The organism is Bacteroidota bacterium, from assembly GCA_016722375.1.
Lineage (GTDB): Bacteria > Bacteroidota > Bacteroidia > Chitinophagales > LD1 > Bog-950.
The window spans coordinates 134,681-151,860 of the sequence record JADKJG010000005.1; the positions used below are offsets into that span (position 1 = coordinate 134,681).

The window sequence follows — 17,180 nt, forward strand, 5'->3', positions numbered from 1 at the left end:
AATGCTATTTTCGTTTGCATACTATTAGGTCAACTAATTCATGAAAAATCTATTTCCAACCTTTATTTTCGCACTGATCTTTAGCATATACTCCTGCGCACAGCAAAAACAGGAACCGGTGCCAACTATTCAACCAAACAAAACAACGATGAGTGAACAAGCAAAATTAGATACCGTAACGCTGGGTGGCGGTTGTTTCTGGTGTACCGAAGCCATCTATCAGCGCTTGAATGGAGTGGTTTCTGTAGCATCGGGCTATTCAGGCGGACAAATTGCTAACCCAACCTATAAAGAAGTTTGTTCGGGGCTGACCGGCCATGCTGAATGTACGCAAATCACTTTTGATGCCAATGTGGTACCCCTGGCCCAAGTGCTGGAAGTATTTTTCAAAACACATGACCCCACCACCGTGGACCGCCAAGGAAATGATGTGGGTACTCAATATCGTTCTGTCATTTTCTATAAAAACGAAGAACAAAAAAAAGTAGCCGAGGACATCAAAAACGGGCTGGATAAAAGTGGAGCTTTCTCCAAACCAATCGTTACCGAGATTGTGCCACTCACCACGTTCTACAAAGCCGAAGACTATCACCAAAACTACTACAACGAGAATAAAAGCTCCAACTCTTATTGCTCTATTGTCATTGTACCCAAAATTGAAAAGTTTGAGAAGTACTTTAAAGATAAGCTGAAGAAGGAGTAATTAGTGTCCAGTTGCTGATTGTTAGACCTAAATGTTCGACAAACATATTTATAGCCGATGCCCCGTTTATCAATACTAATGCCTCGTATCTAATCACTGTTTTCTATATTCTCTTATTTTTCATCTTTGGCACCAAATATATATGGAGAAGCTAGTCAAGCTGGGCGATAAAACTTTCAGGCTATACAAGAGTGAAAGCGAAATATTCGCTGCTATTCGAAATATTGCTTCTCAGATCAACGACGATTATATCGGCAAAAGACCGGTATTGATTCCCGTCCTCAACGGCTCTTTTATGTTTGCGGCAGACCTGTTGCGCGAACTGAGATTAGACTGCGAACTTTCCTTTATCAAAGTAGCTTCCTATAAAGGCATGCAGTCCAATAGCGATGCCTCTACCCTCATCGGGCTTAATAAAAACCTGGAAGGTCGCCACGTAATTATCATAGAAGATATTGTAGATACCGGCCACACCCTCGCCCACATTGTCCCTACGCTTCTGGCACAAAATCCCGCTTCGCTCAAAGTCGCTTCGCTGCTCATCAAACCCTTTGATCTGAAAGCCAGCGTCAACATTGATTACGTAGGCATGGAAATTCCCAACGAATTCATCGTAGGCTACGGATTAGACTATGATGGGCTGGGAAGAAACCTACGCGACATTTATCAGGTAGTCATTGAGTGATTATTACCGGTTCCGGTTATGAGACAAATCGTCGTCATAGGAGGCGGAGCAGCAGGGTTTTTTGCCGCCCTAGCAAGTGCCGAAAACAATCCTGATGCACAAGTCACCATTCTTGAAAAATCTTCCACACTTCTATCTAAAGTAAAAATCAGCGGCGGCGGGCGGTGCAACGTCACTCATGCCTGCTTTGATGCCAAAGAGTTAATCAAAAATTATCCCAGAGGAGAGAAGCAATTGCTCGGACCTTTCACCCGGTTCAATCCTTCGCACACCGTTGATTGGTTTGAAGCCAAAGGCGTGAAACTGAAACGCGAAGCAGATGGAAGAATGTTTCCGGCCACCGATTCATCACAAACCATCATAGATTGTTTCCTCCAAGAAGCCAAACGCCTCGGAGTAGCGATCAAGATGCAAACCGGAGTAGAAACTATCAAGCCCGACGATGCAAAGTTTCATTTAGTCACCAACAAAAATACACCCATCATCGCCGATGCGGTCATTATCACCACCGGTTCCGGTTCATCTATGTGGAGCCTCTTGTCCGGTCTCGGCCATACCATCGTGCCACCGGTTCCCTCGCTCTTCACCTTTAACATAAACGACCAGCGCATCAAAGGTCTGGAAGGTCTATCTGTGCCCCACGCTACGGTCTCCGTCGTTCCACCTGCGACTCATAAAGCACCCTATTCAAAATTATCTTCCACCGGCCCTTTGCTCATCACCCACTGGGGAATGAGCGGCCCGGCCATCCTGCGTTTGTCTGCCTGGGGTGCGCGGATCTTATCAGACTCCAAACACCAATTTGAAATAGAAATAAACTGGACCGGCGAACCTTCTATCAACGAGCTGCGCGAAACCATCAAGCAGTTCAAACAATCACACCCAAAAAAGGTCGTTTCGATCAACCCTCTTCTCCCACTACCCAAAAGGCTCTGGGAGCGGCTCTCAAGCACTATCTGCCAAACGTCCACCAACTACGCCGACCTCTCCAACAAACAGATTGAGGGCCTCGCCACAGCGCTTGCCGCCTCCCGCTTCCACGTGCTCGGCAAATCCACCTTCAAAGATGAGTTTGTAACAGCCGGTGGAGTCAGTCTAGATGAAGTGGACTTTAAAACCATGCAGAGCAAAATTATCCCCGGACTATATTTTGCCGGCGAAGTATTAGACATGGATGCCATCACGGGAGGCTTCAATTTTCAGGCAGCCTGGACTACCGGCTGGGTTGCGGGGAACGCCATCTAAGTCATTCCTTCCCGGAGCGCTCTACCATTTTACCGAAACATTCTTCCCTGTTTTCGTCACGAGTTTAGGTATTTCTGTCACAGACTTACCTATTTCCGTGGCGGACTTCCCTATTTCTGCGGCGGACTTACCTCATTCTGCGGCGAACTTCCCTAATTTCGTGGCGACTTGTCCTCATTCCCTCACGGACTTACCTCATTCTGTCACAGACTTACCTCATTCTGTCGCGGACTTCCCTCATTCTGTCACAAACTTGCCTCATTCTGTGACAGAATGAGTCTGGATTTTTTTGAAAACAGGCTATAAAATTGTTAATTCGCAGAAAAGCGTCCAGTTTTTATTCCAAAGTGGGATTTATGATAATGTCTGAATTGTTAAAGCAGTTTATTGTTTTCTTTCATGCTTTAGCTTGTATAAATATACTAGAAATATGTATTTGTATATACTATTTGGTATAACACGTAAAGTAATTGGAAAAAGGCTTGGCAATTATTAACAGATTGTATAGCTTTGACCAATCAATTATGGAAAGATACCCGGCAGCAAGAATGAGATGTAACTGGTGATTTAGATTCTTCCTTGGAGGAAGAACATAGGGTGTGAAGGCTGAAGAGTTAGCATTGGCGTTGAATAAAGTATAGATTCTTTTATCAATAAACTCACACAAACCTAATCCCATGAAAAAATCTCTCCCGTTCCTTGTATGCCTACTCCTCATCCTTTTCGGAAAAACATTTCTCAGCGCTCAAGATGTAAAATGGGCCATTCGCGTCGGTGGTTCCGGCACGGAGATAGGTTTTAACATTGCGGTGGATAGTAGCAAGCGCACCTATGCTGCGCAGCAAATCATTAGCGGCACGAGCGTCAATTTCAACGGTAGTTGTACCATAACGGGAGGGTCTAACAGTTATGATGTGTCCTTTGTCAGATTAGATACTGTCGGTGCCTGTATCTCTTCAAAATATATCATCACTCAAAACGATAACGTGATGGGTTTAAGGCTGGACAGCCTCAATAATATCTATATCGTAGGCAACCGGTCAGGAACCAATTCTCTTTGCACCTCACAGGCCACCTCCGGTCAGGACCTCTTGCTGGCCAAATTAAGCTCAACCGGTACCTGCACCTGGGGAAAAAAGATAGGTGGATCGAGTGGTGATTACGGATACCGGCTGAGCTTAGACCGCGATGGCAACATCTACATCACAGGCAGCTTTGCCGGAACCGTTTCTTTCGACGGAATATCTCTGGTATCGGGCGGCAGCAATGATGGCTTCATCGCCAAATTCAATAACAGCGGCACCATTCAGTGGGCAAAAAAATTTGGTAGCACCGGTGACGACTTTGGGTATGGAATTTCTAATGTGGTGAACGGTAATTTCTATGTCTGCGGACGCGTTCAGAACACCGGCACCTTTGGAACTTTATCTGCTGTCAGTAAGGGAGGATACGACGCTTTTATCGCAAAAGTAGATGCCTCTAATGGAAGTTTCGTTTGGCTGCGTACCGCCGGAGTATCCGGCGCGGCCAATGAAAATGGCATACAGGTAGTGATGGATCCATCCGGAAATGCACTTTATACGGTGCTGGTCAGCGGGGGAGCTATTTTCGGAACCGACACGATACCCTATCGCTGTGAAGCCGTAGTCATGTATAATTCCGATGGAGATATACAGTGGACCCGACCTATGGGATCCGCTGCCGGTTATATCGGACCCAGCGTAGCCATACATGATTCCACCATTTATTTTGCAGGGGCTCTTGGTGCCACTACCTATATCGGTCCCTTTACGGCCACCACCGCAGGGGGCGCGGATATACTTCTGGCGGCGCTGGACTATTCCGGCAAGCCACTCTGGGTAAAAACTTATGGGAGCACCGCCTCCGATTATGCTATGGAAATAGCCTGTGATCAGGAGGGTGACTTATATGTCACCGGTGTTTTCAGTGGTACCGTGAACTTTGGCGGCATCAGTCGTACCTCGTCGGGTTCTAATGACGTATATTACTTCAAAGCCACTCCACCGCTTCTGATCACCAAGGTGGCCGAAGGTAAAAACATGGTGTGCGGCACCGGAGCATTTGACGTAGCATACCGGACAGGAACTATATTCGACACCACCAATGTATTTACCGTGGAGTTATCTGATACAGCAGGGAATTTCAGCCAACCGGTTCCGGTAGGCACGCTTAATGCTACTACCTCCGGAACCATCACAGCCACCATTCCTGATACCATTCCGGCAGGCAGCAGCTACAGATTACGAATCACCTCTTCTAACCCCGCCACTACGGGTGCCGAATACGCCACTAATTTCAGACTATCCCCAATCCCATCCACCCCCACTCCGCCCACCCCACAAACCTCTTGCAGCGACACTACCGTGCTGTTTGTGTTTGACAGCATCCTAGCCGGTAGCGGAGGCCATCAAATTGAATGGGCATTGAGTAGTTTGTTCGACACCACCGAAATCATTGAAAGCAATGGCAGCATTAATCTCTTGGTGGAATCTGGTGCTATGGATACGCTCTGGATGAGGAGCAGGGATAGTATAACTGGTTGTGTGAGTGGGATTGTTTGGACGACGGGGAGGGTGAATGCTGTCCCTGACCAACCAACTACATCGGAGTTACTAACTTCTCTTGAAGACACAGTTGCAATCTTTTCATTTGACACAGTTGAGGCCGGTAGTGGCGGTGATAAAATCGAATGGAGTTTAATAAGCGACTACAGTAGTTCAACAACTGAAACATCGCCAGCCACCCTTGCGATTGACGTAAACTCCGGCGGGAACAAAACCATTTATATCCGGACAGATAATGAAATCACCGGCTGTAATAGCGAAAGCATAATGTTCATAGTAATGAATGGAGTACAATACGGCAATGACAGTTCCACTAATGCACCACCAACTTTCTTTTCGGTAAAAAGCCAAATGGAGGCATACATGGAAGCCAATCCTGTGGAAGAACCTGAGGAAGACGGCCCTGAGAATAATTATTTAAAATGGAAATGGTTTTGGGAGCCTAGGCATAATCCTCAAAACGGAAGGCTAGATGCTGCTGCTGCTGCTCTGATCGCTTACGGATCAAACCCGGGAAATTATTGTGATACTTCGTCGGCTTTTCCTTCAAATTGGCAATCGATGGGGCCGTCTGATGACGCGGAGCATAGAGGGCGGGTTAATCAGATTTGGATTGAGCCTGGTGATAGTAGCCACTTAATCGTAGGCACTACTGGTGGTGTTTGGGAATTGAACGGTAATACATGGACATGCATGACGGACAACGGTGGAATACCTTCCACCGCTATTTCGGCTTTAGCCGTTAATCCTACTTCCGGTAATCAGGGAGATATAAGAGTGGGGCTTGGTTCTGCATCGCAAAGTAATGATGATCATCATCAATGGACCCACGGATATGGATTAGGTGTAGCCATTAGGGATAAGACTTCTCATGAATGGTCAATAGATGAAGGTTTTAGAAACCATTACTATGCAATGGACTCAAATTGGTTGCCGATAGTTAGCTCAGCCGTTTTTAAACCAGGCTCCCAAGATTTTTATGTAAGCGCAGGAAGGTATATTTTTAGAAAACTTGCAGGCCAGTCTAATTATGAAACGGTTTATACCGATTTTTTCCCTTTCGCTAAAATAGGCCAAATTACTTTTTCAAAAACAGATTCTTCAAAAGCGCTTGCTACTGCAACCGGCCCCATAACGAAATTATTGCGTTCAACAGAAGGAGGGAAATCTGGTTCTTGGGTTGATATATCAAATCATGTTTTCAAAGGAACTGATTTCAATACTACCTTTGGTACATATCCTGATACCAATTGGGGGACATGGAATAATGTTGGCAATGGAGTTAATTGGAAAGTGGTTAGTGTTCCAATCTCAGTAAATAATATGGCTGCACGAGTTGTATCAACGTCTCAGGATAGTACTGCTACTTTAGTAAGCGAGTTTCCCGGTGGCTCGATGCAACCCAATAGCTACTGGTCAATCTCTTTTGATGCAGCAATTCCTGCCAATGTGCAACTCCGAATCCGACTTTGCCAAGATACAGGTCAAATTTATAATACCAGCTACTTCCCGCATGAAATTGCTTTTGATGTTGTGTCTAGTAATCGGCTTTTAGCCAAGTATGGTTTTTCTTTTACTAACCCAACCAATACATTTTACAGATTTATAGGCATTGATGCATATCTGCCAGGATCAACCACACCTCTCATAATTGATAATATTACCCTCAGATCGCTTTCATCCGCTACATATTTTTATGATATTGTAAAAGACCATACAACGGGAAATCCTACCTCAGGACATGAAATAGCCTATATAGCTGTTAAGGATATGAACCATGTTGTTACCTTAGTTAAGTATGATTTGGACAATTTAAGTCATCCGGTAATCTGGTCCAAACCTGCAATTGCTTTACGTACAGATGTAAAAGTGCAGGTTCCGGAATATAACCACAATAGAATATACTTAGCTGGGTCTCAAGATTGGGTTTATAAAACCGATAGTTCGCAATTGTCTTCGCTTTCATTTAACTTGACAGCTTCTTCCCATATTGACATCAGAAGCCTGGAATTAATTGATGAATATGGGAATGAACTATATGTAGGTAATGACGGCGGAATAAGCAAATTATCTAATGGTGGAAGTGTAATACAAAATTATAACAAAAGTGGTTTTGCCACTAACCTCACTTTTGGATTCAGCAGTTCGGAGGCAATTAAAAGCAGAGTTTTAGCTGGGAACGTAGATAACGCAACATTATGTTGAGATGGTTCCGGCAATTGGGTTAACGTGCCTCCGGTTTATGATAGTTATGAAACAGCGATTGACCGCGAAGATGGTGATAACGGATGGACCCAATTAGGCGGTGGTGATGGAGAATCTTTTTTGTATTCTACAAATGATGTTTTAACTGGTTTTCCTCCGCAACGAAATCCGAATCAACCAGATGCAACTAATTATACGCGCCAAATCTTCATTAAACAAATGTTTTATCACCCATGGACAAATAAGTTATTATGCGGAACGAATGACATTCAGGTTTATAATGAATCCAACGATACCTGGGCAAAGCTAAATGCCAATCAAGGGCAAGCAGGTACCTATGATTTTAGGGAGGCCGGGCTGCCAGGTGATGTAGAAAAGGGAGGAATTACTGCTATGTGGGTAGGAAAAAATTTAAAGGACGATATACAATACGTTATCAGTAATACGTCCTTAATCTATCGCCATTGGCAGGACATTTCCGATAATAATACATGGAAATGGAGTTCGATAGGAACCCTTAAGACATACGGGAATGATTCTGCTATAAGTAACTTTACGCAAGGGCAGTATTGGGCAAAGTATCGTTATCATCTACCCATGTGCGTTACGGCAGATCCAGATAATCCTTTACACGTTTGGGTGGGCTTTGGAGGTATGAAAGGCTGGCACCCTGATGATCCATTGGCTAATTCTGGCGATCAACGCATTTTCCGTTCCGATGATGGCGGTGAACATTGGACTGATTGCAGCGCTGGTCTGCCTCCTTTCCCTGTAACCAAAATTGTTTACCAGGATGGCACCGACGACATTTTATATGCAGCCACTGATATTGGGGTGTATGCGTGGGATAAAAATTTCGAAAACGACAGCGGCCCTAATGGCAGATGGGTTTGTTTCCATGAAAATCTCCCAAACGTAGTAATCACCGATATGGAAATTGTGCAGTGCGAAAACAAAATTCGTGTTTCTACGTGGGGAAGAGGAATTTGGGAAACGGCGCTTCCACCGGTGCCGGAAGCCCAGCGGCGTGAGTTACTCATTGAAGAAAATACAACATGGAGCCATACTCGAATGGTGGCCACGACGATAAGGATTCAAAGCGATGCGGCATTGATCATCAATAACAGAGCTACTATATTGATGGCGCCTGGAACCAGCATTATTGTTGAACCGGGAGGAAAATTGATGGTGGATAGTGGAAAAATAACCAGCGGTTGTGGCGAAACATGGGATGGAATTATTGTTAAAGGTGACATGGCATCTCATGCGCAAAACCTGAGCACCACCAATAACGCAACAGCCATGAGCAATCAGGGGTTTGTTTATTTGTTCGGCGCGACGATAGAAAACGCCTACGAAGCTTTGCGGGTGTGGAATCCGGCGGTGGGGTGGGTGAGCGGTGATCATAATATCGGGGGAACCGGCGGCATTGTGAGGGCTGTTAATACCACCTTTAAGAACAACCGGCGAAGCGCCGAGTTTATGTGGTATAGAAATACCAATGATGCTGCCAATAAAAGTCATTTCTATAATTGCCGATTTGAAACGGATGCCGCGCACACGCCTGTCTATCCGTTTTCCGCTCATGTAACGATGTGGGGAGTCAATGGAATAACGTTTAAGGGTTGTACCTTTGAGAACCAGAATACGCAGAGCGATTCCATGCAAGACAAAGTATTAGGCGTGGGCATCCGGGCGATTGATGCTGGCTTTAAGGTGCTGGACTTTGGCTCACAGCGAAGCGAATTCAAAAATTTTAAGGAAGGGATTTACATCAGTTCCTTAACTTCTCCTTACAAGACCGAAGTAATTCATGCTGAATTTGAAAGCTGCATCCGGGGCATACGAAACGAAGGGGTAAATGCCTGCCGGTTTATTGATAACAGCTTTGCCATCGGTAACCTGGCGCAAATAACAAATTATCCTCCCGGGGGTATTGCAGGGACCAATGAAGGAATTGTATTGCACCAGTGTACGGGCTTCGAGGTGGAAGGGAATACATTTAACAAAGCCACCGCATCTCCTTACCCACCGATAGGAATTCGTGCGGCCAGCACCGGAGACAACAATAACCTGATAAACGATAATACATTCAGTGGTCTTTTTATAGGTAATTTGGCAAATGGGGTGAATCAAAACAAGAATGAAGATGAAGAAACTGGGTTAATATATCTCTGTAACATCAACGCTTCAAATATTCCCGGCTATGATTTTTGTGTGGTCAATAGGCCAATAGCTGCAGGTGGAGGAATAAACCAAAAGCAGGGTAATCACTCTTTCCCGGCTAATAATGAGTTTTCCGATTGTTCGCCCAATTGTAATTCGTTCCGACATTTTTATAATGATACATTAGCGGTAGATGTAACGTATTATCATTTTAATCAAGCGATTCCTAATAATTTACTTTATCCAACTTATCGTACGGCTATACCCAAATTTCGTACGCAACAAGTAGTTCTTCCCCAAAACCCCAACATCTGTCTAAGCCAATCCCCATTCTGTCCTTATTGCATTACTATTGATGACTTCAGAGATGCTTTTGTAACTCATAAATGGTCACTTCACGATTACCTACAGCAATATATCGGGCTGATTGATGATGGAGATACCCCGTATGTATTAGATGAAATTGAAAATGCCACAAACGGACCTACGCTTAAAACTTATCTTGATGGCATTGCGCCTAACCTGAGCCGGCAGGCGCTGGAGGTCAGTGTTCAAAGAATGTTATTGCTTTCCGAAGCTGGAGTTTACGAGGTGTTGAGGGATAATGCCGAATCGGTGGACGACAGCATTATTGCTCACTATTTACAAATACTACGAATTGAATCCCGAAGGCGCGATGCCCGAATGGATGGTGGATACGATTCGTATGCGGATGGACAGCTCAACTTTACGCTCCTATTTGCTGGATACCATTTCATACCACTCCCAAGCAAAAGACCAAACAGCATTCCGCGTTCTGAATCTAATACTTGATGATACTACCGGATTGGATTTGAGCATCTACCGGAACTGGTTAGACAGTTTGGGCGGTGAGTGGTCCAGGTATGAAAAGGTAAAAACTTATTTGCATGAAGGAAGATTAGACACAATAGTTCAACTCTTAGACAGCATGCAAACAAACTTGACTTCTTTAAACGACAGTCTTAACTATGGCAACTATCGAGACGCATTAACGTCTTATATTGACCTGATAGAAGAAGACTCATCGGTTATGAAATTGGCGTCTGCTCATATAGAAACATTAAACGAACGCGCGATGGAAAATGAGCATTTAAGAGGTTCGATGTATGCCCGCAACCTGCTGAACTTTTTTTACGATAGCACTTATTTTACTCCTCCCTATTTACCAGAAAATGCACCGGGATGGTCTGGTAAGCGAGGGAGTGAACCGGATGAAGTCAGAAAATCTGTGGAGCCAGGAAAAAAATTCAAAACATTACCTGTGTTAAAGATATATCCGAATCCTGCTAAGGAATTTGTAATTGTTGAGTATGAAGGATTTGAAGAAGGTGGAACAGTTCAGGTCATGGATGTCTATGGACGATTACTAAGCGTGATCCACACAAAAGCTGAAAACGAAAAGGTTGAAATAAATACGTCGGGGTTTAACAGCGGTATATACTTAGTTAGCGTGATGGTCGATAGAACAATGAAAGATAAAGGCAAGTTTAATATTGTGAAATGATTTCTGTTCCACTAACCAGGTCAAAGCCTATAATCTTATGGGCTTTAACTGTGTTAACTATTTCAGCCAATGCGCAATTTTTTTTAAACAGAACCTATCAGGAGGATAGGCCCTCCATGCTTTTTAGTAGCATTATCAGGGAGAATACGGATTATAAAATTGTCGGTGTTACTTCGTCATATAATCCATCTCATTGGGGTCGAATCTTTGTTGCCAAAATTGATTCTGTAGGCACATTTATTCAATACAAATCAACCACCGACGACGAAATAAAAATTTATGGTTCTTTCCAAAACAGCATTGTCAAAACAACACGAGGGGAGTATGCATTTGCAGGCTATTCGTACGACTCCCTTCCCAGAGCAATTCTTGGAAGGTATCATTCTTCATTAGATACAATTCAAATACTGGAATATCAAACTCCTTTTTCTTATGCTTTTCAGGGAGAATTTGTTCTGGAGTATGATACCCATGTTTTTTTTATCGCTGGTGTCAGAACAGACAGCACAACGTTACGTTCTAATGTAATGCTGATGAAGATAGACAGCGTAGGCAACAGATTGTGGGAGAAATATTATGGATTAAATCCTGTTGCAGAATCCACCACCAGTTTCATCAAGTTACATAATGGCAACATGATGATAGGTAGTTATCGTCGGAACTTTAATCTAACGCGTGAACTGAGCTATACATGGCTGTTGGAGGTGGACACGGGCGGTACGATAGTGCGGCAATGGCTTGACCCTAACGACAGCACCTACGGTGCGTATGGCTTGCTCCAAACCAAAGACGGAGGGTTTATTTATTCGGCGCAGAAAAAAGCAGAACAATTTGCTAATTCCATCTATACAATAGGAACTGTAGTGAAAATGGATAACAACTTTAACAAACAGTGGACGTATGAAGGGGGTGGGAGCAGATCTCTTGCCACAGGGCTTTTCGATATTGAGGAGTTAGAGGATAGTAGTTTTATAGCTTGCGGTAACAGGAGGTATGCATCCTTGCCGGGTTCAGGCGTACAAAGCGGATGGGTTGTAAAATTGTCTTCATCAGGTGAAGTACTATGGGAGCGTACTTATGAAGGATTTACAACCTCTTCCGCAGATAATTTTTTGTATGATATAGACTTATTGCCGGATGGCGGGTTTATAGCTTGTGGTGAAGCAGTAGGTGATAGCGGGCAGTTTGGCTGGATATTGAGGTTGGATAGTAATGGGTGCGAGGTGGAGAATTGTTTGGTAGGGATAGATGAAGTGGTTAACCCGATTAGGGAGGAAATGAAGGTTTACCCGAATCCGGCGAAGGATTTTGTGATGGTGGAGTATGCCGGGTTTGAAAACAACGGCTTAGTTGAAATTCTGGATATTTATGGCAGAATAATTACTACACAACAAACCACGACAGAAAAAGGAAGAGTTGAAATTAATACATCCGGGTTTAGTAGTGGGCTATACATCGTTAGGGTGATTGGAAATAATATTGTGAAAGAAAAAGGGCGATTTAATATCATGAAATGAGTAATCTTTACTTTCCCCCCCGAAGAGTCTCGTTTCGGACTCTGCGCGTATGAACGAGTAAACTAGCTAAAAGCAGCGTCCTTTTTACGTTTATATCTATTGAAAAAAAGAGACACTTCGAGGGAAGGAATTAGCCAACTTCAAATTGGAATAACCACTAGCTATAATCGAGTAGTCTGCCTCTCCTTTTGGCAGGCCCGCCTTCTACATCCACTATAACCTCTGCTGACTTATTGGCGCATAGAGACCAAGTCTATTCCATGACCTCCCTCGGTAAAGTGAGCCCCCTACCACACATAGGCGATGCCTAGTGTGGTATTTTCTGATTTTATTATTTTTGAATAAACATCCCCATTATGAAAACAAATTTACCTATCCACTTTTACCTACTTTTTTTAGCCTGTCTGGCCTTTACGGCTCCCGGCTTCGCCCAAGACGGCACTTTGGATCCAACATTTAATGGAACTGGTTTCCAGTTGCTATCAGACAGCGGCAGTTTGCACAACCGGGGAAGTTCCGTCGCTCGCCAGACAGATGGCAAGTTGATAGCCTGCGGTTATGCCGAATTTATTGGTCTTAATAATTATTTCACGGTGGTCACCCGATATAACACGAACGGTACGTTGGATAGTTCCTTCGGTTATAACGGTATCGTGCATACCCGTGTAGATTCTGTAGGGAGCGAGGGCGCAGTGGTGCGTATTCAATCGGACAACAAGATATTGATATATGCAAATGCGTTCAAAATTAACCAGGATCGCAATCCCTTGTCCACCGTACTGATCCGATATTTGCCGAATGGCGATCTGGACAGTACGTTTGGGACCAATGGCATTACCCAGCGGGTAGATGTGGCGCAATATGCCAGTGCCTCACAACTATTGATCCAGCCGGATCATAAAATATTAGTGGCAGCTTCCGATTATAGCGATGCCTTTATAGCTCGCTTTACGGCCAGCGGCCAGTTGGACAGTAGCTTTAGCCACACCGGTGTTTTCCAGTATAATGTAAGTTTCAATTTCACCTCTGTGGCCGGTATGCTGCTGGATCCAAACCAGAAGCTGATTGTGGTGGGAACAGGCTCTAATGGAGGAAATATGTTTTATTATATCCGGCGCTTTACCGCTGATGGAATTCCTGATAGTACTTATAGCGATGATGGTATCACCAATGAACTGAGCGGGGATTACCGCGGCACCCGTATCTCGGCAATAGGTTACCAGAGCAACGGGAAGATCATTTTGGCGGGCGACCAAGGCTATGATCCAAAGAATTTGCTAATGATCCGTTACAATGCTGATTTGACCTTTGATAATTCATTTGATACTGCAGCCTGCAAAGTGCGGGTGAACGGTGAATTATCAAGAAGCAAAAGCGCGGTGGTGCTGGCTGATAACCGCATTGCGGTGGTGGCTGTAATAGGTGATGATTATGACAAGTTAGCCGTGGTACGGTTCAATGCTAATGGTGGATATGACAACAGCTTCGGCACCGGCGGCTATTTCAAAGGCCCTGAAGTATCTGTGGCTACAGAGATTTTGGAGCAGGCAGATGGCAAAGTGGCCTTCGTGTGCGGGGAGTGGGATTCGATTAACAGCCGACGTATACAATCGGTTTACCGTTTGCGAAACACAACAGTAATGGGCTTAGAGGAGGTGGATGAAAACACATCGGCCCGCTTATATCCCAACCCCACAACGGGTCGGTTCCGTATTGCATCTGATAAGGAGGTTGAATCTATCCGCGTGTTTGATCTATTGGGAAAAGAAATGGCGATTCAACTCCTAGGCAATAATGAAGCAAATGCTTCCGGCTACCCGGCTGGAATTTACCAAGTAGAAGCCTTGATGCGAGATAAGAGCAGCATACATTTGAAAATGTTGTTGCGGTAATACGGCACACCATAGGTTCAAATATAGGGTTTGAGCTAACGATCTCGTTAAGATCCTTTTTGGAGGTTAGATTATCAGCATAAACTAAATTGTCTTTAAACTTTGTTTCTCTCTTTACTACCTTTTTTGTATTAGGTTACTACAAAGGCAATATAAGCAAAATGGTTTTCAAAATAATTTATCCTTGCTTCATTCAGGGTAGTCCCTGCTATCCGATTTTATAGTAACAAATTGGCGTTACACATCAGGGAAATACTGATTATTTAGCCATCTCTATTGTTGTCAAACAATATAGATTTGAACTACGAACGAATCAATTTGCCATCATGAATAAGTCACCGATAAACTTGAAAACAAATTAGAGTATCATGTCAGAAAGCAACAAATCACCACACATCCTCAATACCTCATCTAACCTCCTAGGTCTTTGCTTTTTGGTGTTAACCTATATTAGGGTACAAAAATTACAATCAATTACAATCATTGACGATGTAATTACAATTGCCATTGTCTTCTTTATGGCAAGTAGTATATTGTCATTTCTTTCGTTACGCAGTAACACTAAAAAAAGCGAATCTTTTGAAAATATCGCCGACTATACGTTTCTTATTGGTTTATTCTTACTGTTCGGAATTACTATGTTAGTTGCCTTTAATATCTCTAAGTAAAGCCAAATGCTCATTGAAAAAAACATAAAACAAGACGTTTGGAAAAACATTTATCGCCTGATTGCTCCGCAGAAAAAAACATTTTTTTCTGTAGTATTTCTTGGCTTACTAAGTACCGGTGTTACACTCATTGAACCGTTAATTTACCGCGAAGCCGTTAACGACATCGCAGGTTTGTTTGTAAAACAGGCAAAAGATGATGTGCGTAATGAATTAGGAGTAGCCGTTGATGAAGAAGACCCGCTTACTTCACTTTTTCAAAGTAAAGAAGATTCTCCCAAAGCAACAAAACAAACAAGTCATTCCAAACACAAGCATAAGGCAAAGGAACCGCATACTGCTACCCACGTAGCAAGCCGCACACCACAACAAGCACTCAAAACTTTACTTTGGGCAGTAGCACTTCTATTTCTCATAAACTTAGTCTATTATATCGTTTGGCTTTGGGGCGAATACATCAATGTAAAATTTGCATGTCGCGCCGAGCAAAGCTTTATTCAAAATACTTTTTACCATGTATTGCGCTTACCCCTTAACTTTTTTACCAAGCGTTCCAGCACCGCTATTTCAAAACAAATTGATCAGACAGAAGAAGTCGCTTCCATCGTCAACGGTTTTTCGCAAACCATCTTACCAGAACTCATAAGTTTGGTTGGCATCCTTGCCATCATGTTCTGGCAAAATATTACCCTAAGCTGGTTGGCCGTTTCTGTAATTCCTCTCTATGTAATCATCGCCCTGCGCTCCGTAAAAGGAATAGACGAAGGACTTTCTGTATATTACGAAAAGTGGGAAGAAGTTTACGCGCGTATGCAAGATGCCGTAAGCGGAATCAAAACGGTAAAACTTTCAGGAGCAGAGACTCGCGAAGTAAATAATTTTCAATCGCTCACTAATCAGGCATACGCCGAATACATTCAGCGAACCAACCGCAACAACAAGTACACCTTTCTTGAAGGCATACTCACTCACGTTGCAAAAGCGCTGGTCTTGGGATATGGTGGGTATCTCACACTACAACACAAGTTAACCCCAGGTGATGTTGTCATGTTTGTTGCTTATCTCGATATGCTTTACGACCCTATTGATAACCTCACAGAACTTTGGACGGAAATGCAACGCAACATTGTTTCGATTGCACGTGCTTTTAAATTACTCGACAACAATGTTGAAGAAAAACAAGGCGCTACTTTAAAAATCACCGATGGAAAAATCGAATTCGACAAGGTTCATTTTGGCTATACGCCTGAACGAGAAATTCTGAAAGGACTTTCATTCACTATTCATACCGGCAACTTAACCGCTATTGTAGGAACCTCAGGCGCAGGAAAAACAACCACTGTCGATTTACTTCTAAAGTTATTTGAACCAAACAGCGGTGAAATTCTCATTGACGGACAAAAGCTTTCACAAGCCGATGCATCTTCCGTGCGTGCCCAAATAGGAATGGTAAATGCTGATGGCTCTATATTTCGCGGCACACTCGCTTACAACATTCGCTACAAACGCCCCGATGCTACCGATGATGAAGTTATGCAAGCTGCCCTTGCTGCAGGTATGCAAAGCACGTTGCAACGACTACCCGATGGCTTAAATACTTTGGTCGGCGATAGCGGCTTTGGTTTATCGGTAGGTGAGCGCCAAAGAATTCAAATTGCCAGAGTGCTTATTGCAAAATCGAAAATTCTTATCTTAGACGAAGTGACCGCCAACCTAGACTATAAAACCGAAGCAGAAGTCAAACACACCGTAGATGAAATCAGAAAACAAAACACAGTTATTGTAATAGCCCACCGTTTCTCGATGGTAAAAGATGCTGACCACGTTATTGTTCTAGATGATGGCAATATCTTAGAAGAAGGAAAACCTGCAGACCTTATTGCCAATGCCGGATGGTTTGCCGACTTCGCAAATGCAGTAGAAGATGACGGCGTAATAGAAGATGAAATAATAGAGGAAGAAATCCAAGACGAAGATTCAGAAACATAA

General features: G+C 43.6%; 10 protein-coding genes. All 10 read left to right on the forward strand.

The window, feature by feature from the left end:
* Positions 1-40: 40 nt before the first annotated feature.
* The 10 genes from msrA (at position 41) to IPP77_07995 (ending at position 17,180) form a co-directional block, all read left to right on the forward strand.
* Positions 41-703, forward strand: coding sequence for a peptide-methionine (S)-S-oxide reductase MsrA (msrA, locus tag IPP77_07950; GenBank protein ID MBL0309594.1), 663 nt, complete (start codon positions 41-43; stop codon positions 701-703).
* Positions 704-845: 142 nt separating this feature from the next.
* Entirely contained in the window at positions 846-1,388 is a 543-nt protein-coding gene (gene hpt / locus IPP77_07955; protein ID MBL0309595.1) for a hypoxanthine phosphoribosyltransferase, read from the forward strand.
* A gap of 18 nt (positions 1,389-1,406) precedes the next feature.
* Positions 1,407-2,633, forward strand: a complete 1,227-nt coding sequence (locus tag IPP77_07960; protein MBL0309596.1) for an NAD(P)/FAD-dependent oxidoreductase — start codon at positions 1,407-1,409, stop codon at positions 2,631-2,633.
* The gene (locus IPP77_07965; GenBank protein MBL0309597.1) at positions 2,614-2,910 is read left to right on the forward strand and encodes a hypothetical protein; all 297 of its coding nucleotides are present in this window, start codon (positions 2,614-2,616) and stop codon (positions 2,908-2,910) included. The genes IPP77_07960 and IPP77_07965 overlap by 20 nt, the downstream gene beginning before the upstream one ends.
* Positions 2,911-3,310: 400 nt before the next feature.
* On the forward strand, positions 3,311-7,423 hold the full coding sequence (locus IPP77_07970) for a PQQ-like beta-propeller repeat protein (GenBank protein ID MBL0309598.1): 4,113 nt from the start codon (positions 3,311-3,313) through the stop codon (positions 7,421-7,423).
* 24 nt (positions 7,424-7,447) lie between these two features.
* The gene (locus IPP77_07975; GenBank protein MBL0309599.1) at positions 7,448-10,402 is read left to right on the forward strand and encodes a hypothetical protein; all 2,955 of its coding nucleotides are present in this window, start codon (positions 7,448-7,450) and stop codon (positions 10,400-10,402) included.
* Positions 10,403-10,538: 136 nt separating this feature from the next.
* Entirely contained in the window at positions 10,539-11,114 is a 576-nt protein-coding gene (locus IPP77_07980) for a T9SS type A sorting domain-containing protein (protein ID MBL0309600.1), read from the forward strand.
* Between the two features lie 50 nt (positions 11,115-11,164).
* Positions 11,165-12,631 carry a T9SS type A sorting domain-containing protein gene (locus tag IPP77_07985; protein MBL0309601.1) on the forward strand — a complete coding sequence of 489 codons (1,467 nt, stop codon included), beginning with the start codon at positions 11,165-11,167 and terminating at the stop codon, positions 12,629-12,631.
* Positions 12,632-12,987: 356 nt separating this feature from the next.
* Complete coding sequence (locus tag IPP77_07990) at positions 12,988-14,523, forward strand: T9SS type A sorting domain-containing protein (GenBank protein ID MBL0309602.1); 1,536 nt, start codon at positions 12,988-12,990, stop codon at positions 14,521-14,523.
* 674 nt (positions 14,524-15,197) lie between these two features.
* Positions 15,198-17,180, forward strand: a complete 1,983-nt coding sequence (locus IPP77_07995; GenBank protein ID MBL0309603.1) for an ABC transporter ATP-binding protein — start codon at positions 15,198-15,200, stop codon at positions 17,178-17,180.

Coding starts and splice junctions, on each gene's coding strand:
- msrA (MBL0309594.1), top strand. CDS start 41: ATGAAAAATCTATTTCCAACCTTTATTTTCGCACTGATCTTTAGCATA.
- hpt (MBL0309595.1), top strand. CDS start 846: ATGGAGAAGCTAGTCAAGCTGGGCGATAAAACTTTCAGGCTATACAAG.
- IPP77_07960 (MBL0309596.1), top strand. CDS start 1,407: ATGAGACAAATCGTCGTCATAGGAGGCGGAGCAGCAGGGTTTTTTGCC.
- IPP77_07970 (MBL0309598.1), top strand. CDS start 3,311: ATGAAAAAATCTCTCCCGTTCCTTGTATGCCTACTCCTCATCCTTTTC.
- IPP77_07980 (MBL0309600.1), top strand. CDS start 10,539: ATGCAAACAAACTTGACTTCTTTAAACGACAGTCTTAACTATGGCAAC.
- IPP77_07990 (MBL0309602.1), top strand. CDS start 12,988: ATGAAAACAAATTTACCTATCCACTTTTACCTACTTTTTTTAGCCTGT.
- IPP77_07995 (MBL0309603.1), top strand. CDS start 15,198: ATGCTCATTGAAAAAAACATAAAACAAGACGTTTGGAAAAACATTTAT.